Here is a 23,700-nt window from a genome sequence, read left to right on the forward strand (position 1 = left end):
GCCCCTAGCATCTGGATTTCCCTTCAGCGACTGCCAACGCCCTTGATCGCCGCCGCGCCACCACGCCCCGCCAGCCCGCCGCTGGACACCCGCTACCAGGTGGAAACCCCGGAAGGCATCGACCTTTTGCTGCGCCCGGCCGGGCCGGTGGCCCGCGCCCTGGCCTACCTGATCGACCTGGGCATCCGCGTGCTGCTGATGCTGGTGATGTACATCCTGCTGGCCTTCCTCGGCCAGCTCGGCACCGGCCTCGGCCTGCTGCTCACCTTCCTCGTCACCTGGTGGTACATGGTCCTGTTCGAAGTGCTCAACCAGGGGCGTTCGCCCGGCAAGCAGGTCATGGGCCTACGCGTGGTCCACGACGACGGCACGCCGGTCGGCTGGTCCGCCTCGCTGCTGCGCAACCTGCTGCGCTTCGCCGACATCCTGCCCTTCGGCTACACCCTGGGCCTGCTGGCCTGCCTGTCCAACCCGGCGTTCAAGCGCCTGGGCGACCTGGCCGCCGGCACCCTGGTGATCTACCGCGACCCGCCGCCAAGCCGGCCGCAGGTCCCGCAGGTGCCGCCGCTGCTGCCGCCGTGCCCGCTGAGCCTGGCCGAGCAGCGCGCCGTCACCGGTTTCAGCGAGCGCGCCGCGGGCCTGTCGGCGGCGCGCCGCGAGGAACTGGCGGGGATTCTCGCCGAGCCCCTGGGCGTGCCCGCGGAACAGGCCGAGGCGCGCCTGGCCGGCATCGCCAGCGGCCTGCTCGGCGGAGGCCTGGCGCCATGAAGCAGAGCCTGTTCGAGCAACGCCACCGCAACGACTGGAAGCGCTTCGCCAAGCGCCTGGAACAGCTGGAGGGCGGCAAGCGCGAGGAATCCACCCGCGACGGCGACTTCGCCAGCGACTACCGCAGCCTCTGCCAGCAACTGGCCCTGGCCCAGGACCGCGGCTACAGCAGCCACCTGATCGACCACCTGCAGCAACTGGCCATGCGCGGCCACCAGCAGTTCTACCGCCACCGCAGCCACCTGGGCGCGCGGCTGATCGGCTTCCTGCTGGCCGGCTTCCCGCGCCTGGTGCGCGAGCAGTGGCGCGCCATCGCCGTCGCCAGCCTGCTGTTCTACGGCAGCCTGCTGGTCATGGGCCTGCTGGTGTACTGCTTCCCCGACCTGGTCTACAGCGTGCTCAGCGCCGAGCGGGTGGCGGAGATGGAAAGCATGTACGCCCCCGACGCCGCGCGCCTGGGCCCGCTGGGCGAGCGCGGCGCCGGGGACAACTGGCAGATGTTCGCCTTCTACGTGATGAACAACATCGGCATCGCCTTCCAGACCTTCGCCAGCGGCCTGCTGTTCGGCCTGGGCAGCCTGTTCTTCCTGTTCTTCAACGGCCTGATGATAGGCGCGGTGGCCGGCCACCTGACGCAGATCGGCTACGTGCAGACCTTCTGGTCCTTCGTCATCGGCCACGGCGCCTTCGAGCTGACCGCCATCACCTTCGCCGGCGCCGCCGGGCTCAAGCTCGGCTGGGCGCTGCTCGCCCCCGGGCGCCTGAGCCGCGGCGAGGCGCTGCGGCAGGCGGCGGCCAAGGCCATCCAGCTGGTCGCCGGGGTGATACTGCTGCTGCTCGCCGCCGCCTTCGTCGAGGGCTACTGGTCCTCGCTCACGCGCTTCCCGGCCACGGTCAAGTACGGCGTCGGCGCCGCGCTCTGGCTGCTGGTGGGCAGCTACTTCCTGTTCGCCGGACGCCAGCGCCATGCGCCTGACTGACGCCAGCGTGGCGATCCGCCCGCGCAGCGCCTGGGAAGCGCTGGACCTCGGCGTGCTCCTGGCGCGGCGCCACGCCGGGCTGCTGATGGTCAGCTGGGCGCTGGTCACGCTGCCAGTGTTCGCCGTGCTCAGCCTGCTGCTCTGGGACTACTCCAGCCTGGCCATCCTGGTCTTCTGGTGGCTGAAGCCGGCCTTCGAGCGCCTGCCGCTGTACATCCTCTCCCGCGCCCTGTTCGCCGATACCCCGACGCTGCGCGAAGCCCTGCGCGCCTTCCCCGGCCTGCTCCGGCGCCAGCTGCTGCCCAGCCTGCTGTGGCGGCGCTTCAGCCCGACGCGCAGCTTCGACCTGCCGGTGCTGCAGCTCGAAGGCCTCGCCGGCCAGGCGCGCAGCCAGCGCCTGGTGGTGCTGGGCCAGCGCAACGCCGGCGGCGCCACCTGGCTGACGGTGGTCGGCATGCACTTCGAGCTGGCCCTGTACCTGGGGCTGATGGCGCTGCTCTACCTGATGCTGCCGCAGCAGTGGCTGTCGGACTGGAAATGGCAGGCCCTGCTGGATGCCCTGCAGGGCGACTGGCAATGGCTGGAGCACCTGTCCAACCTGCTCTACGCCCTGGTCCTGGTGGTCTGGGAACCGGTCTACGTGGCCTGCGGCTTCACCCTCTACCTCAACCGCCGCACCGAGCTGGAGGCCTGGGACATCGAACTGGTGTTCCGCCGCCTGCGCCAGCGCCTGGTCGGCAGCGCCTACGCCCTGCTGCTGGTGTGCGCCGGCGCCCTGGCCCTGCTGCCCGGCAGCGCGCCCTGGGCCGCGGAAAGCGCCACCAGCTGCCCCCTCCCCAACCAGGACCCGAACGGCCCCGAGGCCGCGCGCCTGCTGCACCAGAAGCTGACCAGCGAGCAGTCGCGCCAGGCCGTCGACGCCCTGCTCGACGCCCCGCCCTTCCGCAACAGCGAGACGGTCACCCGCTGGCGCCTGGGCGAGCCGCCCAAGGAGAAGGCCGGCAAGGGCAACGAGGACGACCTCAAGGCCTTCTTCGACGCCCTGGCCCACTGGCGGCCGCTGGGCCTGGTCCTGCAGTCGCTGCAGACGCTGCTGTGGGCCGCGCTGGTCGCCGCCGTGGTCCTGCTGCTGTGGCGCTACCGCGAATGGCTGCGCCTGTTCGCCACCCGCCTGGGCCTGCCGCAGAAGGCCCGGCGCGAGACGCCGGCGGTGCTGTTCGGCCTGGAACTGGCCCCCGAAAGCCTGCCCGAGGACGTCGCCAGCGCCGCCGAGCGGCTCTGGGACGAACAGCCCCGGCTGGCCCTGGGCCTGCTCTACCGCGCCCTGCTCAGCCGCCTGCTGCACGACTACCGGGTGCCGCTGCGCGACTCCAGCACCGAAGGCGAGGTGCTGGGCCAGGTGGAAGGCCTGCAGCAGCCCGAGCTGGACCGCTACGCACGGGAACTGACCCTGCACTGGCAGGCCCTCGCCTATGGCCACCGCCCGCCGCCCGGCGAGCTGCGCCAGGCGCTGTGCGACGGCTGGCGCCGGCTGTTCGGCCCGGGAGCGCCGGCATGAGCCGCTCCACCCGCTGGCTGCTCGGCGTGCTGGTGCTGCTGGTCGGCGCCGCCGTGGCCTGGTACCTGTACCAGCACCTGCGGCCCTACCCGGAGAAGATCGAGCACGGCGCCTCCCCCGAGGCCCGCGCCAACCCCTACCTGGCCGCCGAACGCTTCCTCCGCGGCCGCGGCCTGCAGGTCGACAGCGCCAAGGGCCTGGAAGTGCTCGACGGCCTGCCCAGCCGGGGCCGCACCCTGGTCCTGCTGGGCAGCCGCGAGAACGTCACCCCCGCGCAGAACCGCGCCCTGCTCGACTGGACGCGCCGCGGCGGCCACCTGATCGTCACCGCCGAGCGCCTGTGGGACGAGAAGGACGGCAAGAGCGGCGACCTGCTGCTCGACCCGCTGGGCATCCAGCAGTACCTGACCGAGGACCTGGACAAGGGCGCCAGCGCCGACAAGCCCGAAGCCGACGGCGAGGCCGCGCCGCCGGGCAAGGTGCCGCCGCCCAAGGGCGCCGAGCAGCCCGCTGCCCCCGCGGGGGACCCGGCCAAGGCCGAGGAAGAAGAGGACGCCGACGCCTACCCGGACCTGACCAAGCTCTACCTGGAGAACGAGCAGGCCCCGGCCTACATCGGCTTCGACACCGAATACCACCTCTACGACTCGAAGAACCTGGCCTACGCCTGGGCCAACAGCCACGACGCCACCCACCTGCTGCAACTGCAGCTGGGCGACGGCCTGGTCACGGTGCTGACCGACAACTGGATCTGGCAGACCGCCAACCTCGACGCCTACGACAACGCCTGGCTGCTCTGGTACCTGACCCAGGACAGCGCCGTCACCCTGGTCTACCGCGCCGACGGCGACAGCCTGCTGAACCTGCTGCTGCGCAACTACCCCCAGGCGCTGCTGGCCCTCGCCCTGCTGCTGGCGCTGCTGCTGTGGCGCGCCGGCCTGCGCCAGGGCCCGCTGCAACCGGTGCCCAGCCGCGCCCGCCGGCAACTGGTGGAGCACCTGCGCGCCGGCGCCGACTTCCTGCTCCGCCAGCGCGGCCACGTGGCCCTGGTGCAAGGCCTGCAGCGCGACGTGCTGCGCCGCGCCCGGCAACGCCAGCCGGGCTTCGAACGCCTGCCGATCGCCGAACAGTGGCAACTGCTCGGGCGCATGACGCGCCTGCCGGTCAGCGCCATCAGCCAGGCCATGCGGCCCTACCCGGCGCCCCGCATGAGCGCCGCCGAATTCACCCGCCAGGTCGCCCACCTGCAAAGCCTCAGGAATGCCCTATGAGCGAACAGACGCCCGAACCCAGCGCCACCCCGACCGCCAACCCGGCGGCCCAGCGCCAGCGCGCCAGCCAGCTGGCCCAGGCCCTGCGCCACGAACTGCAGAAGGCCCTGATCGGCCAGGCCGGGGTGATCGACGACGTGCTCACCGCCCTGCTCGCCGGCGGCCACATCCTGGTCGAGGGCGTGCCGGGGCTGGGCAAGACCCTCCTGGTGCGCGCCCTGGCCCGTTGCTTCGACGGCGCCTTCGCACGCATCCAGTTCACCCCCGACCTGATGCCCAGCGACGTCACCGGCCACGCCGTGTACGACCTGGCCAGCGAGCAGTTCAAGCTGCGCAAGGGCCCGGCCTTCACCAACCTGCTGCTGGCCGACGAGATCAACCGCGCCCCGGCCAAGACCCAGGCGGCGCTGCTGGAAGTCATGCAGGAACGCCAGGTCACCCTGGAGGGCCGCGCCCTGCCGGTGCCGCAGCCGTTCATGGTGCTGGCCACGCAGAACCCCATCGAGCAGGAAGGCACCTACCCGCTGCCCGAGGCCGAGCTGGACCGCTTCATGCTCAAGCTGCGCATGGACTACCCGCAGGAAGCCGAGGAACAGACCCTGGTGCGCCAGGTGACGCGCTCGGCGCGCAGCGACATGCTCGAGGTGGCGCCGCTGCGCCCGCTGCTCAAGGACAAGGACGTGCTGGCGCTGCAGAAGATCGCCGCCGACCTGGCCATCGACGACCAGGTGCTCGACTACGCCGTGCGCATCGCCCGCACCACCCGCAGCTGGCCGGGCCTGGCCCTGGGCGCGGGCCCCCGCGCCTCCATCGCCCTGGTGCGCTGCGCCCGCGCCCGCGCGCTGCTTCGCGGCGGCGACTTCGTCCTCCCCGACGACGTCAAGGCCTGCGCCCTGGCGGTGCTGCGCCACCGCGTGCGGCTGTCGCCGGAGCTGGACATCGAGGGCCTGTCGGTGGACCAGGTGCTGCAACAGCTGCTCGACCAGGTACCGGCGCCGCGCCTATGAAGCCCTCGCGCGTCCTGCTCGCGCTGCTCGCCGCGCTGGCCCTGGCCGCCATCGGCCTGGGCAGCGCCACGGCCCTGGGCAGCCCGGCGCCGGCCTGGCTGCAGGAGCTGTGGTGGGGCCTGCTGCTGGCCCTGCTCGGCCTGGCCCTGGGCGATGCCCTGTGGCTGCGCCGCCTGCCCAGCCCGCGCCTGCAACGCCAGCTGGCCGGCAACCTGCCGCTGGGGCGCTGGAGCGAGGTGCGCCTACAACTGCAGCACGGCTTCCGCCAGCGCCTGCGGGTGACGCTGTTCGACCACCTGCCCGCGGGCATGGACTTCGAGCACCTGCCCCTGGCCGTGGAACTGCACCCGGGCGAGACCACCCAGGTCGGCTACCGCGTGCGGCCGCTGCAGCGCGGCCACTTCGTCTTCCCCCGCTGCGAGCTGGAACTGCCCAGCCCACTGCACCTGTGGCGCGGCCGGCGCTTCCTCGAGGTGCGCGACGAAACCCGCGTCTACCCCGACTTCGCGCGCATCTACGGCGCCGAGCTGATGGCCGTGGACCACTGGCTCAGCCGCATCGGCGTGCGCCCTGGGCAGCGCCGCGGCCTGGGCCTGGAATTCCACCAGTTGCGCGAGTTCCGCGACGGCGACACCCTGCGCCAGATCGACTGGAAGGCCACCGCGCGCAAGCGCACGCCCATCGCCCGCGAATACCAGGACGAACGCGACCAGCAGATCCTCTTCCTGCTCGACTGCGGCCGCCACATGCGCAGCAAGGACGGCGACCTCTCGCACTTCGACCACGCCCTCAACGCCAGCCTGCTGCTGGCCTACGTGGCCCTGCGCCAGGGCGACGCGGTAGGCCTGCAGACCTTCGCCGGCGAACGCCCGCGGCACCTGCCACCGGCCAAGGGCAACGCCCAGCTGGGCGCCCTGCTCAACGCCGTGTACGACCTGGACAGCAGCCAGCGCCCGGCGGACTACGCCGCCGCCGTGCAGGCCCTGCTCACGCGCCAGCGCCGCCGCGCCCTGGTGGTGCTGGTGACCAACCTGCGCGACGAGGACGACGAGGAACTGCTGGGCGCGGTGCGCCGCCTCGGCCGCCAGCACCGCGTGCTGGTCGCCAGCCTGCGCGAGGAAGTGCTCGACCAGTTGCGGCAGGCGCCGGTGCAGGGCTACGACGAGGCCCTGACCTATTGCGGCGCCCTGGACTACCTGAACGCCCGCGCCGGCCTGCACGAAAAGCTGCTGGCCAACGGCGTGCCGGTGCTGGACGCCCGCCCCAGCCAGCTGGGCCCGGAACTGGTCAGCCGCTACCTGGGCTGGAAACGCGCCGGAGCACTGTGACGGGCACCGATTGTGGATGGAAACCCCGTAGGTTCCAGGGAAGCATCGATGTAGGACCTTGTCCGCGATAGCCTGGCGTATCGGCGCGATTCGCGGATGAGATCCGCTCCTACGGGTCGCCCCACAAGCCACGCCCATGTAGGAGCGCGCCCTGCGCGCGAATCGCGGGCAGGGCCCGCTCCTACACGTATCATTCGCATACCGCCGATGTTTCCCTGTCCTTCACCACCGCCCAGGTCGGTTCAGCGCATCCCGCTGCTCAGACCGACTCCACCTGGCGGCGAAAACTGAAATAACGGCGCAGCGCTTCGACCAGCTCGGCATACTCCGGCGGCGGCGCCACCAGGCTGAAGCCGGAATCGAAGCTGCCCGGGGTGACGTCTTCGTGGCACCACTGGCAGGTGCCGCTGAAGTCGATGTGCTGGACCTTGCCGTCCTGCCCGGGGATCTTCAGGCGCATGTCGAATCGCCCGCCCACCAGCATCGGCAGCTGGCTGATCAGCAGCATGCCGTCCAGCGATACGTTGCCCAGGTAGCCCATGGGCTTGTCGGTGATGCTATTGAACACCTTCAGGTAGTACGGCAGCTGATGGCGCTCTATGTGTCGTTGATGACGCATAATGGCTATTCGCTATGATTTTTACCCAGTATGACGATGCAACCCCGCCACGGCCAGCACTAACGGCAGCCTTCGGCTACCCGCGCGGCCAGCGAGCGACGAGCGGCATCGATCTGCTCGTCGCTATAGTAGAGGCGTTCGCCCCGGGTATCTGTGGAGTAGTAGCGACCTCCGCGCTGCAATGTCGCCAACTGGTCGCGCAGGCGATCGCACTCGGCGCCCGCCTTGGCCTGCTGCTCGGCGGCGCGGCTGCGCGCGGCGGCCTGTTCCTCGCTGCGCGCCTGGTAGAACTGGCGGGTACGCTCCTCGCGCTCGCGCGTGGCGGCATCGCGCTCGACCACCTGCGGCCTGACCTCGACGCGCTGCGCCCCCGGCGGCGGGGTTTCGCTGAAATGCACCTTGCCCTGGGCATCGGTCCAGCGATAGATGTCGGCCGCTGCCAGCAAGGGGGCCAGGGCCATACACAGGCACAGCAACGAACGCATCGCAACCTCCTCCTTGAAGCCAGCTACCTGAGCTTAGCGAGCGGCCCATCCCGCTCAAGCCGGCAACGACCGACGGTCACGGACGCGCCGGCAACGGTTGTGCCGCCCCGCTGCCAAGCCGCCCGTTGAGGCGCAGGGTCTCCAGGCGCGCCTTGGCGCGGTAGGCATATTCGCTGCTCGGGTAGCGGGCGATGATGAAGTCGTAGGTCTGCGCCGCGTCGACATAGTACTTCTGGCGCTCCAGGCACAGGCCGCGGAGCATCGAGATCTCCGGCTGCAGCCAGGGCCGCGCGCGGCTCTTGCGCTCGGTGCGCGACAGGTCGAGCATCACCTGCTCGCAGTCGCCGCGATCGTAGGCGCGGTAGGCGCTGTCCAGGTTCTTGTTGGTCGACCAGCTGTTGCAGCCGGTAACACTCGCCGCCAGGGCCAGGACGCACAGTATTCGCATGGGGCATATCCTCCGTTGGGAACTGTATCGGCGCGCCTTGGCCGCGCTGAAGGGCATCACTAGACTGCGCAGGGAACCCGCCCCGGCGCCAAGGAGATGCCATGCGCTTGCACCCCGCCCTGCCCCTGGTCGCCCTGTTGGGCCTGCTGGCGGCCTGCTCGCCGACCACGCCGCTGTTCGTCGCCCAGGTCACCACCGGCGAAGTCGCCGAGTACAAGAAGCTCAAGAGCGACCGCATGACCGCCGCGGTGGAAGAGGAAGGCGACCTGCTCACCTACAGCGCCCAGGCCATCCGCGACGGCAAGAGCGCCGAGGCCGAGAAGCTCTACCTCACCGGCTACGACAATACCCGCTACAGCCCCGACGTGCGCGCCATCGCCCTGTACCAGATCGGCCTGATCTACATGAGCCGCTACAACGACCAGCGCGACGACGCCAAGGCCCTGGACTACTTCCAGCGCATCGACCGCGAGTTCCCCGGCACCGCCGCGGCCAGCCATGCCGACGCGCGCATCCTGATGATCCGCCAGCGCGCCAGGGAACCGGTGCAGAAGAACGCCCGCGAGCTGCTGGCCACCTGGAAGCCGCAGCAGAACCTGGACCTGAACAAGACCAGCCTGGACCCGGACATGACCCTGCTGTCGCGCCGCGCCGTGCTCAAGGACCGCGTCGCCGAGGCCGAGCAGCTGTACCTGCTGGCGGTCAACGACCCGGCCATCCCCGCCGACATCAAGCAGAAGGCGCTGTACCAGCTGGGCCTGATGTACATGGCCCCCGACAACCCGCACCCCAGCCGCGCCAAGGCCATCGGCTACCTGCGCCACCTGCTGGTGGACTACCCCGACGGCGAGCTGGCGAACAAGGCCGCGCGCCACCTGGACCAGGCGCTGAACCAGGGCGGCGACTGACGCAGGTCAAGCCGGGCCGGCTACGCTTGCACTGCAATGGCAGCAGCCAAGCGAGGAGCCGACCATGAAACTGCAGCACCTGCTGGTGGTCATCGACCCCACCCGCGACGACCAGCCCGCCCTCACCCGCGCCCAGTGGATCGCCGAGCGCAGCGGCGCCAGCGTGACCCTGCTGGTGTGCGACTACAACCCGGCGCTGGACAACGGCCTGCTGATCCCGCAGCACGAGCTGGAGCGGGTGCGCATCCTGCAGCAGACCGAGCGCCTGGACTGGCTCGACAAGCTGGCCGCGCCGCTGCGCCAGGCCGGCATCGACGCGCGCTGCCACACCCGCTGGGGCAAGCCGTTGTACCGCGAGATACTCGCCGCCGTGGCCGAGCACCAACCCGACCTGGTGCTCAAGTCCAGCAGCCGCCACGGCCTGCTCAAGCGCCTGTTCCTGACCAACACCGACTGGCAGCTGATCCGCCACTGCGAGACGCCGCTGTGGCTGGTCCACCACGGCGCCTGGGAGGGGCGCAAGCTGTGCGCCGCCCTAGACCCGCTGCACGAGGGCGACAAGCCGGCGGCGCTGGACCGCCGACTGATCGCCACGGCGCTGGAGCTGAACCGCCGCCTGGGCCTGCACGCCAGCTACCTGCACGCCTACGTGGCGCTGCCGCAGACCCTGGCCTTCGACGCCCAGTTGCTGGGCAGCTACGACGAGCACCTGAAGGCCACCGAGGCGCACCACCGCCAGGCCCTGCACATGCTGATGGCCGCCCACCCGGCCATGGCCGCCGGCGACACCCACCTGCTGCAGGGCTTCCCCGAGGAGGTGATCCCCGAGTTCGTCCGCAACCAGGGCATCGACCTGCTGCTGATGGGCGCGGTGGCCCGTGGCCAGCTGGAGAGCGCATTGATCGGCCACACCGCAGAGCGCGTGCTGGAAGAAATCGAGTGCGACCTGCTGGTGCTCAAGCCGGCAGGCGAACCGTCATCGGAAAAGGGGTAAGATGGCCGCCGGGCCGGCCCGGCTCACGCCGCCGGCCCGCACGCTCGTCTTCCAAGGAGTCCCGCATGTCCGTCCGCCGCACCAAGATAGTCGCCACCCTCGGCCCAGCCAGCCAGTCCCCCGAAGTCCTCGAGCAGCTGATCCTCGCCGGGATCGACGTCGCCCGCCTGAACTTCTCCCACGGCACCCCCGACGAGCACCGTGCCCGCGCCCAGCTGGTGCGCGACCTAGCCGCCAAGCATGGCCGCTTCGTCGCCCTGCTCGGCGACCTGCAGGGGCCGAAGATCCGCATCGCCAAGTTCGCCAACAAGCGTATCGAACTGGCCGTGGGCGACAGCTTCCGCTTCTCCACCAGCCACCCGCGCGACGCCGGTACCCAGGAAGTCGTGGGCATCGACTACCCGGACCTGGTCAAGGACTGCGGCGTGGGCGACGAGCTGCTGCTGGACGACGGCCGCGTGGTCATGGTGGTGAAGCAGGTGAAGGCCGACGAGCTGGTCTGCGAAGTGCTGATCGGCGGCCCGCTGTCCGACCACAAGGGCATCAACCGCCGCGGCGGCGGCCTGACCGCGCCGGCCCTGACCGAGAAGGACAAGGCCGACATCAAGCTGGCCGCGAGCATGGACCTGGACTACGTCGCCGTGTCCTTCCCGCGTGACGCCAAGGACATGGAATACGCCCGCAGCCTGCTCCTCGAGGCCGGCGGCAAGGCCTGGCTGGTGGCCAAGATCGAACGCGCCGAGGCGGTGGCCGACGACGAGGCGCTGGACGGCCTGATCCGCGCCAGCGACGCGGTGATGGTGGCCCGCGGCGACCTCGGCGTGGAAATCGGCGACGCCGAGCTGGTCGGCATCCAGAAGAAAATCATCCTGCACGCCCGCCGCTACAACAAGGCGGTGATCACCGCGACGCAGATGATGGAGTCGATGATCCACAACCCCATGCCGACCCGCGCGGAAGTCTCGGACGTGGCCAACGCCGTGCTCGACTACACCGACGCCGTGATGCTCTCGGCCGAGAGCGCCGCCGGCGAATACCCGGTGGAAGCGGTCCAGGCCATGGCGCGCATCTGCCAGGGCGCGGAAAAGCACCCGACCACCAAGAAATCCAGCCACCGCCTGGGCCAGACCTTCGAGCGCTGCGACGAGAGCATCGCCCTGGCGGCCATGTACACCGCCAACCACTTCCCGGGCATCAAGGCGATCATCTGCCTCACCGAGAGCGGCTACACCCCGCTGATCATGTCGCGCATCCGCTCCTCGGTGCCGATCTTCGCCTACTCCCCGCACCGCGAGACCCAGGCCCGCGTGGCGCTGTTCCGCGGCGTCGAGACCATCCCCTTCGACCCCGCCGCGCTGCCGCCGGAGCGCGTCAGCCAGGAAGCCGTGGACGCGCTGCTGCAACGCGGCGTGGTGACCAAGGGCGACTGGGTGATCCTGACCAAGGGCGACAGCTACACCACCCAGGGCGGCACCAACACCATGAAGGTGCTGCATGTGGGGGACCTGTTGGTCTGAGTGGGATGGTGAGTGACGGAGGCCGCCCTTTGGGCGGCCTTTGTTTTTGGGGGAAGTCACCTGTAGTTCATTACTTTCGCCCAACTCCGCTCCCTCTCCCCAGCCCTCGGCTGCGCGCCCCGCCCTGAAGGGAGAGGGGGCTTGTCCGTGCCGAGAGAAGGAATGGTTTCAGCCGGAAACCTTCGGCGTCGCCGGCTGACTCAGGAGCACCAGCGTCTGCCCAACGGTCCCCTCTCCCTTCAGGGAGAGGGTTAGGGAGAGGGCAGCGGCCAAGCCACACGCCAAGACCAACCGGCACACGCCTCCACCGCCACGACCGCATGGGTTTCGCAAACTCAACCCATCCTACGAAAGCACCTCGGCGCAGTCGGCAAGACCGTCCGCTTCCTACGTTGCAGGGGGCACGGCTTTTCGTAGGAGCGAGCTTGCTCGCGAACAGGCTTCACTGCGAGGCTCATTCGCGAGCAAGCTCGCTCCTACGAAGAGCACCTCGGCGCAGCCTATAAGACAACGGCTCCCACACGCTGGTCAAAACCCGGACAGCTCCGCGCAACCCAGCAACCACGCGCCTCCAACGCTTCCGCCCCAAGCTTATCCACAGCCCTTCCCACAGTTACTGTGGGCAAGCACCGTGCGCTGATCGCACAGCCCGGCCTGCTGCCCGGCTGTCGGACAATCCCACGAAATCAGGCACTTGCGACGAACCGGGAGGACGGCGCAACGGGCGATGGATCAAATACCGCACAACGCCGCGCAACCCAGGCGCAGCGGGCGCCCGGGCAGTTGGCCCCAAGGTTATGCACAGCTCTGCCCACAGTTTCTGTGGGCAGCTGGCCAGCTCAGGCGAAGCGCGAGAAGTCCGGCTGGCGGCGCTGGGTGAAGGCGCCCAGGGCCTCGAGGGCTTCCGGCGAGCTCAGGCGCTGGACGAACAGCTCGCCCTCCTGGGCCACTACCTTGCGCAGCTCCTCGATGTATGGCGCCTTGAGCAGGCGCTTGCTCAGCGCCAGGGCCGCCGGCGGCAGCGCCTGCAGGGCCCGGGCCGCCTCGCGGGCGCGTTCGAGGGCGGCGGCGCCGTCGGCCAGGGCCTCGTTGGCGATGCCGTAGGCCACCGCCTGCTCGCCGCTGAAGCCGTCGCCGCGCATCAGCAGGCTGGCGGCGCGGACGTGGCCGAGCAGGCGCGGCACCAGGAAGCTGGAGCCGAATTCAGGGCACAGGCCGAGGTTGACGAAAGGCATCTTCAGCTTGGCGCCGCGGGCGACGAAGACCTGGTCGCAGTGCAGCAGCAGGGTGGTGCCGATGCCCACCGCCGGGCCGGCCACCGCCGCCAGCACCGGCTTGCTGAACTCCATGAGCGCGCGCATGAAGCGGAACACCGGGCTGTCCTGGCCGCTGGGCGGGTACTGGAGGAAATCGTGGATGTCGTTGCCGGCGGTGAAGCACTCGGCGTTGCCGGCGATCAGCACCACGCGCACGCCGCGGTCGTGCTCGGCGGCCTCCAGGGCGTCGGCCAGGGCGGCGTACATCTCCCGGGTCAGCGCGTTCATCTTGTCCGCGCGGTTCAGGCGCAGGGTCAGCAGGCCCTGTTCGCGCTCGACGAGAATCTGTTGGCTCATGGCAACTCCTTGGCAGCAGGCTGTGGCGGCCGGGTTCGCGGGCCCGGCTCAGGCGTGGGAGAGGAACAGGTCGGCCAGGGTCTGGCCGCGCGGCAGCCCGGCCAGGTACAGGTGGCGGGCGAAGCGCTCGACGCTGGCGGGCTGGCCGCAGAGTAAGGCGATGCTTCGCCGCGAGACAAGGCGGAATTGCGCCAGATGCGCGTCCAGATCGGCCGGCAGCGCCAGGCTCGCCTGCAGGTCGGGATGGGCCGCGGCCAGGGCCGCCAGCTCCGCCGCCAGGTAGTGCTCGGCCGGCGTGCGCGCCAGGTGCAGCAGGCGGATCGGCCCCTGGTGGTCCGCCGCCAGGGCCTGGCGCAGGATGCCCCACAGCGGCGCCAGGCCGGTGCCGCTGGCCAGCAGCAGCAGGGGGCGCTCCTGCCATTCGGGGTCGTAGTGCAGCGCGCCGCCGCGCAGCTCGCCCAGGCGCAGTTCATCGCCCACCCGCAGGTTGCGCGCCGCGTCGCAGAAGGCGCCGGGGGCCTGGCAGGCGATGTGGAATTCCAGCCAGGGCTCGTCCGGCAGGCTGGCCAGGGAATAGGGCCGCGCCACCTCGCCCAGCCACAGCACCAGGTGCTGGCCGGCGCGGTAGCGCAGGGGCCGCCGGGGTTGCAGGCGCAGGCGCAGGACGTCCGCCGCCGGCCAGTGCAGCTCGGCGACCGTCGCCGGCAGGCCGTCGCGCTCGGGGTCGAAAACCTCGATGGCGCAGTCGTCCACCACCCGGCACTGGCAGGCCAGGCGCCAGCCCTCGGCGCGGCGCGCGGCGTCCAGCGCCTCGGGGCGCTCGTCGAGCAGCTCGCCGCCACTGCAACGCACCAGGCAGGCATGGCAACTGCCCGCGCGGCAGCTGTAGGGAATGGCGATCCCCTCGGCACGCAGGGCGTCCAGCAGGTTGCTCCCGGCGGCCACTTCCCAGTGCCGGCCGCCGGCACGCAGTTCAGGCATCGCTCTCCTCCCATGCCGCCTCGCAGCGATTGCGTCCGCTGCGTTTGGCACGGTAGAGCGCCTGGTCGGCCCGCTGCAAGGCCTCGTCGAGGTCGTCGCCGCATTGCAGCAGGGTCATGCCGGCGGAAAGGCTCAGCACCGGCACTTCCACGCCCATCGGCTCGGCCGCCGCATAGGCCAGGCGCAGGCGTTCGCAGCAGGCGGCGAGGCGGTCGCTGTCGGCGTCGGGCAGCAGCAGCACGAACTCCTCCCCGCCGTAGCGCGCCAGCACGTCGCCCTGGCGCAGGCAGGCCCGCGCCACCGCGGCGAAGGTCTGCAGCACGCGGTCGCCGGCGGAGTGGCCGTGGATGTCGTTGATGCGCTTGAAGTGGTCGAGGTCGATCAGCGCCAGGCCGTGGCGCTGGTCCGCCTGCATGTCGTCCAGGGCACGCCCGGCCAGGCGCAGGAAGTGGCGGCGGTTGAACAGCCCGGTGAGTTCGTCGGTGGCCACCAGGTCTTCCAGCTGGCGCATCATCCCGCGCAGGGTATCCTGGTGCGCCTGCAGCGCGTAGCGGCGCTGGCGCATGCGCTGGCGCAGGGCCTGCACGTAGCCGGCGAACAGCGTCAGCCAGACCAGCACGCTGAACAGCACCAGCAACTGCAGCACGGCCTGCCCGGGCAGCTCCAGGCGCTGGCGGAAGGCCTCCCAGAGGTTGAGGCCGGCGAAGGCGATGAAGGCCAGCCCCGCGCAGCGGGCGAACACCCGCGGCTGCAGCTGGAACACGCCGAACAGCAGGATCAGCACGTAGAGCACCATCAGGGTGCCGCGCACGCTGTCGACGTGGGCCAGGAAGAAGGTGGTCCAGACCAGCGCCACCAGCACCTGCGGCTCGGTCAGGCTGGCGTCGACGAAGCGCTGGTTGCGGCCGCTGACGAACAGCCAGAGGAACACCGCCTGGCTGGCCACGGCGCACAGGCTGGCGGAAACCGCCAACGCCAGGGAGCCATGGTAGAAGTCGCCGATCACGGTCAGCCAGAGCAGCAGCAGGGCCATCGCGTAGGTGCCGAGGGCCATGCCGAACCGCCTGATCAAGAGCTTTTGGAGGGCGCGCTGCTTCAGCGGGGAACTCGGTGTGCTCATGGGGGCTCCATCCCGTAATGGCACTTGGCCCTCACTCTACTATCAAAGCCACAGCATGCCTAGCCGACCGGAAAGTGGGCGCTTGCCGCCCCTGCCGACCAAGGTCGGATCGCCGGCGCGTGCGCCCGGCCCTGGCACGGCGCTATACTACGGCGCCCTTTTTGCGCCGGTGCCTGACCGGACGCGTTCGGTGTACGTGGCTTAGCCGCCTGAAATACCCGCCTGACATTCCCGCCTGAAGAGGACCGTGCTCCATGGCCGTGATCAAGCAAGACGACCTCATCCAGAGCGTCGCCGATGCCCTGCAGTTCATCTCCTACTACCACCCGGTCGATTTCATCCAGGCCATGCATGAGGCGTACCTGCGCGAAGAATCGCCGGCCGCCCGCGATTCCATGGCGCAGATCCTCATCAACTCGCGCATGTGCGCCACCGGCCACCGTCCGATCTGCCAGGACACCGGCATCGTCACCGTGTTCGTCCGCGTCGGCATGGACGTGAGCTGGGAAGGCGCCACCATGAGCGTCGACGACATGATCAACGAAGGCGTGCGCCGCGCCTACAACCTGCCGGAGAACGTCCTGCGCGCCTCCATCCTGGCCGACCCGGCGGGTGCGCGTAAGAACACCAAGGACAACACCCCGGCGGTGATCCACTACTCCATCGTCCCCGGCAACACCGTGGAAGTGGACGTCGCGGCCAAGGGCGGCGGCTCCGAGAACAAGTCGAAGATGGCCATGCTCAACCCGTCCGACTCCATCGTCGACTGGGTGCTCAAGACCGTCCCGACCATGGGCGCCGGCTGGTGCCCGCCGGGCATGCTCGGTATCGGCATCGGCGGTACCGCCGAGAAAGCCGCGGTGATGGCGAAGGAAGTCCTGATGGACCCGATCGACATCCACGAGCTGAAGGCCCGCGGTGCGCAGAACCGCATCGAGGAACTGCGCCTGGAGCTGTTCGACAAGGTCAACCAGCTGGGCATCGGCGCCCAGGGCCTGGGCGGCCTGACCACCGTGCTCGACGTGAAGATCATGGACTACCCGACCCACGCCGCCTCGCTGCCGGTGTGCATGATCCCCAACTGCGCCGCCACCCGCCACGCCCACTTCGTGCTCGACGGCTCGGGACCTGCCGAACTGGAAGCGCCGCCGCTGGACGCCTACCCGGAAATCGTCTGGGAAGCCGGCCCCTCCGCGCGCCGCGTCGACCTGGACAAGATCACCCCGGAAGAAGTGCAGAGCTGGAAGCCGGGCGAGACCCTGCTGCTCAACGGCAAGATGCTCACCGGCCGCGACGCCGCGCACAAGCGCATGGTCGACATGCTGAACAAGGGCGAAGAACTGCCGGTGGACCTGAAAGGCCGCTTCATCTACTACGTAGGCCCGGTCGACCCGGTAGGCGACGAAGTGGTCGGCCCGGCCGGCCCGACCACCGCCACCCGCATGGACAAGTTCACCCGCCAGATCCTGGAGAGCACAGGCCTGCTGGGCATGATCGGCAAGTCCGAGCGCGGCCCCATCGCCATCGAGGCGATCAAGGACAACAAGGCCGTGTACCTGATGGCCGTCGGCGGCGCCGCCTACCTGGTGGCCCAGGCGATCAAGAAGTCCAGGGTCCTGGCCTTCGCCGAACTGGGGATGGAAGCCATCTACGAGTTCGACGTGAAGGACATGCCGGTGACCGTGGCGGTCGACACCAACGGCGAGTCGGTGCACATCACGGGCCCTGCGATCTGGAAAGACAAGATCGCCCACAGCCTGGCGGTGGAAGTGAAGTAAGCCTTCGCTTTCGCGCCAGGAAAAAGCCCGGCCATGTGCCGGGCTTTTTCATGCCCGCGCGACAGATCTTCGTAGGAGCGAGCTTGCTCGCGAACCTGATGTCCCGCCGCGGAGTTCGTTCGCGAACAAGAACCAGGCGGCTCCCTCGCTCCTACAGGCCTCGACGCCAACGCCACCGGCGGATAACCGCGAACGGTTATCCGCCCTACGATCCGATGGGTTGGCCGATGCAGTGCGCGAAGATGCGTTCCAGCGCTCTGTAATCACAGAGCACTGCGTCTATGTTGCCGCCGATCCACTCGTTCTCTTCCACCGCCCACCAGTTGACCTCGAATCCGACGTTGACGATCAGGTGCTCGAACAGAATGCGCTGGGCCCGGCCATTGCCCTCGCGAAACGGGTGGATCATGTTGAGGTCGCCGTAATGCTCGGCCACGGCCACTATCAGTCGCTCACGCTCGTAGCCCTCGAACCAGTTGGCTCGCGCCATGGTGCGGAAAATCTTGTCGGCTTCCGGTTCGATGCGATTGACGTTGCAGAAATGGGTGTCGCGCTTGGAGATATCCACGCTGCGAATCTGCCCGGCCCAGTCGTAGAGGTCCTGGAACAGGGCATGGTGGATGCGTTTCAGGTACGCCAAGTCGTAAGGCGGCGGTTCGAAGTCGAGATGGCTGGCGGCGATTTCGGAAAGGTCGCGCTCGGCGCGGGACAGCAGGTCATCGCTGTGAAGATCGAGGCGATTGCGCAGGACGCTCGTACCCGGATAGCAGTACGGGTCCTGGCCGGCGCCGTACTTGTCCAGGCTCAGGCCTGCTTGCGGTACGCGCGCAGGACCGCTTCGCGGCTGGGCAATTCGCGGGCGGCGTCGCTCTCAGTAACTTCGTAGCCTTCCAGACGCAGGCTGGCCGCGTAGTTGGAACGACGGGTCTTGGCGCAGTAGGCTTTCTTGGCTTCCAGGCTGGGGGTTTTCACCAGTCGATGCCTCGCTTCAGGGGCTGAAATTCCATTATACGTGAGCTGGCCCCACCTGCGGCATTCCCATGTAGGAGCGCGCCCTGCGCGCGAAATCGCGGGCAGGGCCCGCTCCTACAGGGTCAGGGCTCAGGCGCTGCGCGGCACCCGGCTCAGCTCCACGATGTTGTCGCGGCGCTGGGCCAGGTAGCGGGTGCAGCTCACCCGCAGGAAGGAGGCGAAGTTGACCACTTCGCCGCGGTAGTCCATCACCTCGTCGTAGAGCTTGGCGATGAGCTGGTTGGTGGTCATGCCGTCGACCTCGGCGATCTCCCGCAGGATGTCCCAGAACTGGTTCTCCAGGCGCAGGGTGGTGACCACGCCGCGAATGCGCAGGGAGCGCGAGCGGGACTCGTAGAGGATGGGATCGGCCTTCACGTAGAGCTCGCACATGCTCCGCCTCCTTTGTCGATGCGAATGCCAGTCTACAGGCTGATCTTCGTGCCGAGCACTTCGAGGAACTTAGCCAGCCACGCCGGGTGCGCCGGCCAGGCCGGGGCGCTGACCAGGTTGCCGTCGACGTGGGCGGCGTCCACCGCGATGTCCACGTACTCGCCGCCGGCCAGCTTCACTTCCGGGCCGCAGGCCGGGTAGGCGCTGCAGGCGCGGCCTTTCAGCACGCCGGCGGCGGCCAGCAGCTGGGCGCCGTGGCAGACCGCGGCGATGGGTTTCTTCGCGGCGTCGAAGGCCTGCACCAGCTCGATCACCTTCGCGTTGAGGCGCAGGTACTCCGGGGCGCGGCCGCCGGGGATCAGCAGGGCGTCGTAGTCCTCGGCGCGCACGCCGGCGAAGTCGGCGTTGAGGGCGAAGTTGTGCCCCGGCTTCTCGCTGTAGGTCTGGTCGCCCTCGAAGTCGTGGATGGCGGTGCGCACGCTCTGCCCGGCCTTCTTGTCCGGGCACACCGCGTGGACCACGTGGCCGACCATCTGCAGCGCCTGGAACGGCACCATGGTTTCGTAGTCCTCGGCGTAGTCGCCGACCAGCATCAGGATTTTCTTCGCGGCCATCGCGGCATTCCTCCAGGCAGGGCCCGGCCATGGGCGGCCGGGCATGCCAGACAGGTTAGCCACTCCCCGCCGCGGCGGGTAATAGGCCGCTACTACACCGCCAGGCGCTGCGCCACTTCGGCCCGGACCTGGCGGGCATCCTCCAGGATCAGCTCGGCGCCCTTCTCCGCCACCATCATCACCGCCGCGTTGGTGTTGCCGGAGGTGACGTTGGGGAAGATCGACGCATCCACCACCCGCAGGCCCTCGATGCCATGCACCCGCAGGCGCTTGTCGACCACCGAGGTCTGCGGGTCGGCGCCCATCGCGCAGCTGCCGCACAGGTGGTAGATGGAGCCGCAGTTCTCGCGGAAATAGCGCAGCATGGCCTCGTCGGACTGCACCGCCGCACCTGGCAGCACTTCCTCCACGGTCACCGCCCTGAGCGCCGGGGCATTCATGATCCTGCGGATCAGCCGGCTACCCTGGATGGCTTCGTCGATGTCCTTCTGCGTGCTCAGGTAGTTGGGGTCGATCAGCGCCGCGTCGGCCGGGTTCTTCGAGGCGATGCGCACCTCGCCGCGGCTAGTCGGGCGGCACGGGTTGAAGCACAGCAGGAAGCCCGAGTACGGCTCCGGCTTGAGGCTGGCCTTGTTGCTCTTGGGAATCTGGTAGGACAGCGGGTTGAAGTACAGTTGCAGGTTCGGGTGCGCCTGGCTGTCGTCGCTGCGGAAGAAGCCGCCGCTCTGGTTGACGCTCATCGACAGCGGGCCCTTGCGCGTCAGCAGGTATTCCAGGCCCAGCTTCAGCTGGCCGAACAGCGAGCCGAACTCGTCGTTGAGGGTCTTGATGCTGGCCTTGTAGTAGTAGCTGACGCACAGGTGATCCTGCAGGTTCTTGCCCACTGCCGGCAGGTGCAGCACCTCGGGGATGCGGTGCTCCTGCAGCAGTTCGCGGTCGGCCACGCCGGAGAGTTGCAGCAGCTTCGGCGAATCCACCGCGCCGGCCGCCAGGATGACTTCGCGGCGGGCATGGAATTCGCGCTGCACGCCGTGCTGGCTGATGCTGACGCCGATGGCGCGCTTGTGCTCGTCGAACAGGATGCGCTCGGCCAGAGCGTGGTGCTCGATGTGCAGGTTCGGCCGGCCCAGCGCCGGGTGCAGGTAGGCGAAGCTGCTGGAGCAGCGCTGGCCATCGCGGGTGTTGACGTCGTAGATGCCGGCGCCTTCGAAGTGCTCGCCGTTGAAGTCCTCGCTGCGCGGGTAGCCCAGCTCCCCGCAGCCCTTGAGGAAGGCATCGCAGATCGGGTGGGTGTGGCCCTTCATCGGGCTGATGCGGATCGGCCCGCTGGCGCCGTGGTACTCGCTGTCGCCCAGCGGGTGGGACTCCAGCTTGCGGAAGTACGGCAGCACGTCCTTGAACGACCAGCCGTCGTTGCCGTTCGCCGCCCAGTCGTCGAAGTCGTGGGCCTGGCCGCGCACGTAGATCATCGCGTTGATCGAGCCGGAGCCGCCCTGCACTTTCCCGCGCGGTGCGTACAGCTGGCGGCCGGCGAGTTGCGCCTGCGGCTGGCTGTAGTACATCCAGTTGTACGCCGGGTTGTAGTAGAGCTTGGCGAAGCCCACCGGGACCTTGAACCAGGGCGAGGCGTCCTTGCCGCCGGCTTCCAGCAGCAGGACGCTGTGCTCGCCGGATTCGCTCAGGCGGCTGGCGAGGATGCAGCCGGCCGAGCCGGCGCCGACGATGATGTAGTCGTATTTCATGAATCTCGTACCGCAAGTGAGGGGGCCCGCGCCGGCCGGCGCGGGCGCGGGGTCAGCCTTTGGCCGGGGCGGTGTCCTTGACATCGACCGGATCCGGGCCCATCTGCAGGTGCAGCCGCTCGCCGGTGTAGGGGGAATGCCGGCGCACCACGTCCATGTCCAGCTCGACGCCCAGGCCGGGCTCGCTGGAGGGGATGATGTAGCCGTCTTCCCAGTACAGCGGCTTCTTGAGGATTTCCGCGTGGAAACCGTCCCAGGTGCCGATGCTTTCCTGGATCAGGAAGTTCGGCGTGCAGGCCGCCAGCTGGAAGCTGGCCGCCGCGCCGATGGGGCCGTTGTACAGGTGCGGGGCGATCTGCGCGTAGAAGGCCTCGGCCATGGACGCGATCTTCTTGCCTTCGAGCAGGCCGCCGCAGCGCCCCACGTTCATCTGCAGGATGGATGCGCCGCCGGCCTGCAGCAGGCGGAAGAATTCGTACTTGGTGGTCAGCCGCTCGCCGGTGGCGATGGGGATGCTGGTCTTGGCCGCGACCTGGCCCATGGCCTCTTCCTGGCCCGGCGGAATCGGCTCCTCGAACCACAGCGGGTCGTACTTCTCCAGGCGCCTGGCGAGGCGGATGGCCGAGGACGGCACCATCTGCCCGTGGGTGCCGAACAGCAGGTCGCACTTGTTGCCCACCGCTTCGCGGATCTTGCGGCAGAAGGTCTCGCAGCGCTCCAGCACTTCCAGCGACAGCTGGTGCCCGGAGAAGGCGGTGTAGGGGCCGGCCGGATCGAACTTCAGTGCGGTGAAGCCGAGGTTCATGTTCTGCACCGCGCATTCGGCGGCCAGGTCCGGGTCGGAGTAGTCGTACTCGCCCCGGGCGTTCTTCGGGTACAGGTAGGTGTAGGAGCGCAGGCGCTCGTGGACCTTGCCGCCGAGCAGCTCGTACACCGGCTTGTTGGCCGCCTTGCCGACGATGTCCCAGCAGGCCATCTCCAGGCCGCTGACCACGCCCATCATGGTCAGGTCCGGGCGCTGGGTGAAGCCACTGGAGTAGGCGCGGCGGAAGAAGCGCTCGATGTGGTGCGGGTCCTGGTCCAGCAGGTAGCGCTGGAACACGTCCTCGATCACCGGGACCATCGCCCTGGGGTGGAAGGTGGCGGCGTAGATCTCGCCGACGCCCTCGATGCCGCAGTCGGTCTTGAGGCTTACGAACAGCCAGTACATGCCGCCGACGTGCGGCGGCGGGACGGCGACCACGTGGGTCTGCAGGGAGACGACTTTCATGCTTGGCGCGCTCTCTTGTCGATGCGTTTCTTCAGGATCAGGGTGGCGACCACGCCCAGCAGGCCCACCGCCACGACGTAGGAGAAGTAGATCTGGTAGCCGACGAAGCCGGGGAAGCGGTCGGTGATCCAGCCGTTGAGCAGCGGCAGGAAGACGTCCGGCGAGTAGCCGACCAGGGAGATAATGCCGATGGCCAGGCCGGTGACCCGCAGGGGGATGTGGCAGTCGTCGAGGATGGCCCAGTACAGGCCGCGGATGGCGTAGGTCATCAGGCCGATGAAGATCACTAGGAACACCAGCACGCCCAGCACGTGCAGGCTCGGCAGCAGCACCAGGCCGAGCATGCCCAGGGCCGAGAGCAGCATGGCCCAGGTCAGCACGCCGGTCCGGGAGAAGCGGTCGCCCAGCCAGCCGCCGCCGATGCCGCCGACCGGGCGCATCCACAGCTTGATGGTGGTGATCAGCCCGGCCATGGTGGCGCTGAGGCCGAAGCCGCCTTCCTGCAGGTAGGCCGAGAAGCTGTAGGTGGCCCAGAAGAAGTGGTAGCCGCAGAAGACGATGGCGGTCACCAGCCACAGCTCCGGGATGCCCGCCAGGGTGCGCAGGTCCTGCCACAGGTTGCCCTTCTCGATGGCCGCTTCGCTGCGCGCGCCCCGGGGGTCGCGCAGCAGCATCAGCGCGGCGCCGAGGGCGATGCAGCAGGCGGCGTAGAAGTGGATGACCAGTTGCAGGCCCTCGGCGTTGCGCTCGCCACGGGTTTCGGTGACGTAGGCGAACAGCGCGATGGCCACGGTGGCCAGCAGCGCCTCCACCAGCCCGCGGCCGCCGTCGAGCACGCCGAAGAAGCGGCCCTGCTCGTCGTCGCCGGCGAGCATCTTCACCCGCTTGATCAGCGAGGCCCAGAAGGTCAGCCCGGTGGTGATGCCGAAGCCGCAGAAGATCGCCAGCAGGGTGCGGAAGCCTGGCAACTGGGCGTACCACAGGCCCAGCGCGCCGGTACCCAGCAGCGAGAAGCTGATCAGGAAGCGCGGCGAGATGCGGTCGGCCAGCCAGCCGCTGGGCAGGTAGCTGACCAGGAAGGCGGTGCCGAGGATGGAATACAGGTAGCCCAGCTCGCTGTTGCTGATGGCCAGGGCCTCGAGCATGGTGCTCTGGTACACCTGACGCAGGTAGAGCATGGGGTAGATGGCGCCGGCGGCGAGCACCAGCAGGGCCAGCTGCAGGTAGCGGGTCAGGTTGGCGCTGGACGGAACGGCCATGGGCATGGCCTCTGCACTTATTGTTTTTTTCATCAT

General features: G+C 69.2%; 23 protein-coding genes. 10 read left to right on the forward strand and 13 right to left on the reverse strand.

The window, feature by feature from the left end; all coding sequences use genetic code 11:
• The first annotated feature begins 15 nt into the window (after positions 1-15).
• The 6 genes from DK254_RS07140 to DK254_RS07165 are packed head-to-tail and all read left to right on the forward strand — an operon-like array spanning position 16 to position 6,912.
• Complete coding sequence (locus DK254_RS07140; RefSeq protein WP_371921124.1) at positions 16-768, forward strand: RDD family protein; 753 nt, start codon at positions 16-18, stop codon at positions 766-768.
• Positions 765-1,748 carry a stage II sporulation protein M gene (locus DK254_RS07145; RefSeq protein WP_109933940.1) on the forward strand — a complete coding sequence of 328 codons (984 nt, stop codon included), beginning with the start codon at positions 765-767 and terminating at the stop codon, positions 1,746-1,748. The genes DK254_RS07140 and DK254_RS07145 overlap by 4 nt, the downstream gene beginning before the upstream one ends.
• Positions 1,735-3,306 carry a DUF4129 domain-containing protein gene (locus DK254_RS07150; protein ID WP_109933219.1) on the forward strand — a complete coding sequence of 524 codons (1,572 nt, stop codon included), beginning with the start codon at positions 1,735-1,737 and terminating at the stop codon, positions 3,304-3,306. The genes DK254_RS07145 and DK254_RS07150 overlap by 14 nt, the downstream gene beginning before the upstream one ends.
• Complete coding sequence (locus tag DK254_RS07155) at positions 3,303-4,577, forward strand: DUF4350 domain-containing protein (protein ID WP_109933220.1); 1,275 nt, start codon at positions 3,303-3,305, stop codon at positions 4,575-4,577. The genes DK254_RS07150 and DK254_RS07155 overlap by 4 nt, the downstream gene beginning before the upstream one ends.
• On the forward strand, positions 4,574-5,584 hold the full coding sequence (locus DK254_RS07160; RefSeq protein ID WP_109933221.1) for a MoxR family ATPase: 1,011 nt from the start codon (positions 4,574-4,576) through the stop codon (positions 5,582-5,584). The genes DK254_RS07155 and DK254_RS07160 overlap by 4 nt, the downstream gene beginning before the upstream one ends.
• Positions 5,581-6,912: a DUF58 domain-containing protein gene (locus DK254_RS07165; protein WP_109933222.1), complete on the forward strand. Its 1,332-nt coding sequence runs from the start codon at positions 5,581-5,583 to the stop codon at positions 6,910-6,912. Before DK254_RS07160 ends, DK254_RS07165 begins: the two co-directional genes overlap by 4 nt.
• 259 nt (positions 6,913-7,171) lie before the next feature.
• On the opposite strand, the gene DK254_RS07170 is transcribed toward DK254_RS07165, so the two are convergent.
• From DK254_RS07170 to DK254_RS07180, 3 genes are all read right to left on the reverse strand, one after another.
• Positions 7,172-7,531 (reverse strand): PilZ domain-containing protein, encoded by a 360-nt coding sequence (locus DK254_RS07170; protein WP_109933223.1) that lies wholly within the window; start codon positions 7,529-7,531, stop codon positions 7,172-7,174.
• Positions 7,532-7,590: 59 nt separating this feature from the next.
• Entirely contained in the window at positions 7,591-8,016 is a 426-nt protein-coding gene (locus DK254_RS07175) for a DUF4124 domain-containing protein (RefSeq protein WP_109933224.1), read from the reverse strand.
• A gap of 76 nt (positions 8,017-8,092) precedes the next feature.
• Positions 8,093-8,464, reverse strand: a complete 372-nt coding sequence (locus DK254_RS07180; RefSeq protein ID WP_109933225.1) for a hypothetical protein — start codon at positions 8,462-8,464, stop codon at positions 8,093-8,095.
• A 101-nt stretch (positions 8,465-8,565) separates the two neighbouring features.
• Here DK254_RS07180 and DK254_RS07185 point away from each other — a divergent pair, with 101 nt between their 5' ends.
• The 3 genes from DK254_RS07185 (at position 8,566) to pyk (ending at position 11,883) form a co-directional block, all read left to right on the forward strand.
• The gene (locus tag DK254_RS07185) at positions 8,566-9,372 is read left to right on the forward strand and encodes a lipopolysaccharide assembly protein LapB (protein ID WP_109933226.1); all 807 of its coding nucleotides are present in this window, start codon (positions 8,566-8,568) and stop codon (positions 9,370-9,372) included.
• Between the two features lie 64 nt (positions 9,373-9,436).
• The gene (locus DK254_RS07190; protein ID WP_109933227.1) at positions 9,437-10,366 is read left to right on the forward strand and encodes a universal stress protein; all 930 of its coding nucleotides are present in this window, start codon (positions 9,437-9,439) and stop codon (positions 10,364-10,366) included.
• Positions 10,367-10,431: 65 nt separating this feature from the next.
• Positions 10,432-11,883 (forward strand): pyruvate kinase, encoded by a 1,452-nt coding sequence (gene pyk, locus DK254_RS07195; RefSeq protein WP_109933228.1) that lies wholly within the window; start codon positions 10,432-10,434, stop codon positions 11,881-11,883.
• An 839-nt stretch (positions 11,884-12,722) separates the two neighbouring features.
• Here the strand turns inward: pyk and DK254_RS07200 are convergent.
• The 3 genes from DK254_RS07200 to DK254_RS07210 are packed head-to-tail and all read right to left on the reverse strand — an operon-like array spanning position 12,723 to position 15,597.
• Entirely contained in the window at positions 12,723-13,496 is a 774-nt protein-coding gene (locus DK254_RS07200; RefSeq protein WP_109933229.1) for an enoyl-CoA hydratase-related protein, read from the reverse strand.
• A gap of 48 nt (positions 13,497-13,544) precedes the next feature.
• Entirely contained in the window at positions 13,545-14,477 is a 933-nt protein-coding gene (locus DK254_RS07205) for an iron-sulfur-binding ferredoxin reductase (RefSeq protein WP_109933230.1), read from the reverse strand.
• Complete coding sequence (locus tag DK254_RS07210; RefSeq protein ID WP_109933231.1) at positions 14,470-15,597, reverse strand: diguanylate cyclase; 1,128 nt, start codon at positions 15,595-15,597, stop codon at positions 14,470-14,472. The genes DK254_RS07205 and DK254_RS07210 overlap by 8 nt, the downstream gene beginning before the upstream one ends.
• 254 nt (positions 15,598-15,851) lie before the next feature.
• On the opposite strand from DK254_RS07210, the gene DK254_RS07215 reads away from it, so the two are divergent.
• Entirely contained in the window at positions 15,852-17,375 is a 1,524-nt protein-coding gene (locus tag DK254_RS07215) for a fumarate hydratase (RefSeq protein WP_109933232.1), read from the forward strand.
• Positions 17,376-17,580: 205 nt separating this feature from the next.
• On the opposite strand, the gene DK254_RS07220 is transcribed toward DK254_RS07215, so the two are convergent.
• The 7 genes from DK254_RS07220 to DK254_RS07250 all read right to left on the reverse strand — a co-directional run bounded on the left by DK254_RS07220 (position 17,581) and on the right by DK254_RS07250 (position 23,697).
• Positions 17,581-18,177, reverse strand: coding sequence for a putative adenosine monophosphate-protein transferase Fic (locus tag DK254_RS07220; protein WP_109933233.1), 597 nt, complete (start codon positions 18,175-18,177; stop codon positions 17,581-17,583).
• 2 nt (positions 18,178-18,179) lie between these two features.
• On the reverse strand, positions 18,180-18,347 hold the full coding sequence (locus DK254_RS07225) for a YhfG family protein (RefSeq protein WP_009615782.1): 168 nt from the start codon (positions 18,345-18,347) through the stop codon (positions 18,180-18,182).
• A 129-nt stretch (positions 18,348-18,476) separates the two neighbouring features.
• A complete protein-coding gene (locus DK254_RS07230; RefSeq protein WP_009615780.1) occupies positions 18,477-18,779 on the reverse strand; it encodes a ribbon-helix-helix domain-containing protein in 303 nt (100 codons plus the stop codon).
• Between the two features lie 32 nt (positions 18,780-18,811).
• Positions 18,812-19,393 (reverse strand): DJ-1/PfpI family protein, encoded by a 582-nt coding sequence (locus DK254_RS07235; protein WP_109933234.1) that lies wholly within the window; start codon positions 19,391-19,393, stop codon positions 18,812-18,814.
• Between the two features lie 92 nt (positions 19,394-19,485).
• Complete coding sequence (locus DK254_RS07240) at positions 19,486-21,135, reverse strand: GMC family oxidoreductase (protein ID WP_109933235.1); 1,650 nt, start codon at positions 21,133-21,135, stop codon at positions 19,486-19,488.
• Between the two features lie 52 nt (positions 21,136-21,187).
• A complete protein-coding gene (locus tag DK254_RS07245) occupies positions 21,188-22,405 on the reverse strand; it encodes a mandelate racemase/muconate lactonizing enzyme family protein (RefSeq protein WP_109933236.1) in 1,218 nt (405 codons plus the stop codon).
• Positions 22,402-23,697, reverse strand: a complete 1,296-nt coding sequence (locus DK254_RS07250) for a nitrate/nitrite transporter (RefSeq protein ID WP_371921107.1) — start codon at positions 23,695-23,697, stop codon at positions 22,402-22,404. Before DK254_RS07250 ends, DK254_RS07245 begins: the two co-directional genes overlap by 4 nt.
• Between the last annotated feature and the right edge of the window lie 3 nt (positions 23,698-23,700).

The organism is Pseudomonas sp. RW407, from assembly GCF_003176655.1.
In the GTDB taxonomy this organism is placed as follows: Bacteria; Pseudomonadota; Gammaproteobacteria; order Pseudomonadales; family Pseudomonadaceae; genus Pseudomonas; species Pseudomonas delhiensis.

Bases quoted from the DNA above. Each gene is read 5' to 3' on its own strand.
- DK254_RS07145 (WP_109933940.1), top strand. From the start codon at position 765: ATGAAGCAGAGCCTGTTCGAGCAACGCCACCGCAACGACTGGAAGCGC.
- DK254_RS07150 (WP_109933219.1), top strand. From the start codon at position 1,735: ATGCGCCTGACTGACGCCAGCGTGGCGATCCGCCCGCGCAGCGCCTGG.
- DK254_RS07155 (WP_109933220.1), top strand. From the start codon at position 3,303: ATGAGCCGCTCCACCCGCTGGCTGCTCGGCGTGCTGGTGCTGCTGGTC.
- DK254_RS07160 (WP_109933221.1), top strand. From the start codon at position 4,574: ATGAGCGAACAGACGCCCGAACCCAGCGCCACCCCGACCGCCAACCCG.
- DK254_RS07165 (WP_109933222.1), top strand. From the start codon at position 5,581: ATGAAGCCCTCGCGCGTCCTGCTCGCGCTGCTCGCCGCGCTGGCCCTG.
- DK254_RS07170 (WP_109933223.1), bottom strand. From the start codon at position 7,531: ATGCGTCATCAACGACACATAGAGCGCCATCAGCTGCCGTACTACCTG.
- DK254_RS07175 (WP_109933224.1), bottom strand. From the start codon at position 8,016: ATGCGTTCGTTGCTGTGCCTGTGTATGGCCCTGGCCCCCTTGCTGGCA.
- DK254_RS07180 (WP_109933225.1), bottom strand. From the start codon at position 8,464: ATGCGAATACTGTGCGTCCTGGCCCTGGCGGCGAGTGTTACCGGCTGC.
- DK254_RS07185 (WP_109933226.1), top strand. From the start codon at position 8,566: ATGCGCTTGCACCCCGCCCTGCCCCTGGTCGCCCTGTTGGGCCTGCTG.
- DK254_RS07190 (WP_109933227.1), top strand. From the start codon at position 9,437: ATGAAACTGCAGCACCTGCTGGTGGTCATCGACCCCACCCGCGACGAC.
- pyk (WP_109933228.1), top strand. From the start codon at position 10,432: ATGTCCGTCCGCCGCACCAAGATAGTCGCCACCCTCGGCCCAGCCAGC.
- DK254_RS07200 (WP_109933229.1), bottom strand. From the start codon at position 13,496: ATGAGCCAACAGATTCTCGTCGAGCGCGAACAGGGCCTGCTGACCCTG.
- DK254_RS07205 (WP_109933230.1), bottom strand. From the start codon at position 14,477: ATGCCTGAACTGCGTGCCGGCGGCCGGCACTGGGAAGTGGCCGCCGGG.
- DK254_RS07210 (WP_109933231.1), bottom strand. From the start codon at position 15,597: ATGAGCACACCGAGTTCCCCGCTGAAGCAGCGCGCCCTCCAAAAGCTC.
- DK254_RS07215 (WP_109933232.1), top strand. From the start codon at position 15,852: ATGGCCGTGATCAAGCAAGACGACCTCATCCAGAGCGTCGCCGATGCC.
- DK254_RS07230 (WP_009615780.1), bottom strand. From the start codon at position 18,779: ATGTGCGAGCTCTACGTGAAGGCCGATCCCATCCTCTACGAGTCCCGC.
- DK254_RS07235 (WP_109933234.1), bottom strand. From the start codon at position 19,393: ATGGCCGCGAAGAAAATCCTGATGCTGGTCGGCGACTACGCCGAGGAC.
- DK254_RS07240 (WP_109933235.1), bottom strand. From the start codon at position 21,135: ATGAAATACGACTACATCATCGTCGGCGCCGGCTCGGCCGGCTGCATC.
- DK254_RS07245 (WP_109933236.1), bottom strand. From the start codon at position 22,405: ATGAAAGTCGTCTCCCTGCAGACCCACGTGGTCGCCGTCCCGCCGCCG.
- DK254_RS07250 (WP_371921107.1), bottom strand. From the start codon at position 23,697: ATGAAAAAAACAATAAGTGCAGAGGCCATGCCCATGGCCGTTCCGTCC.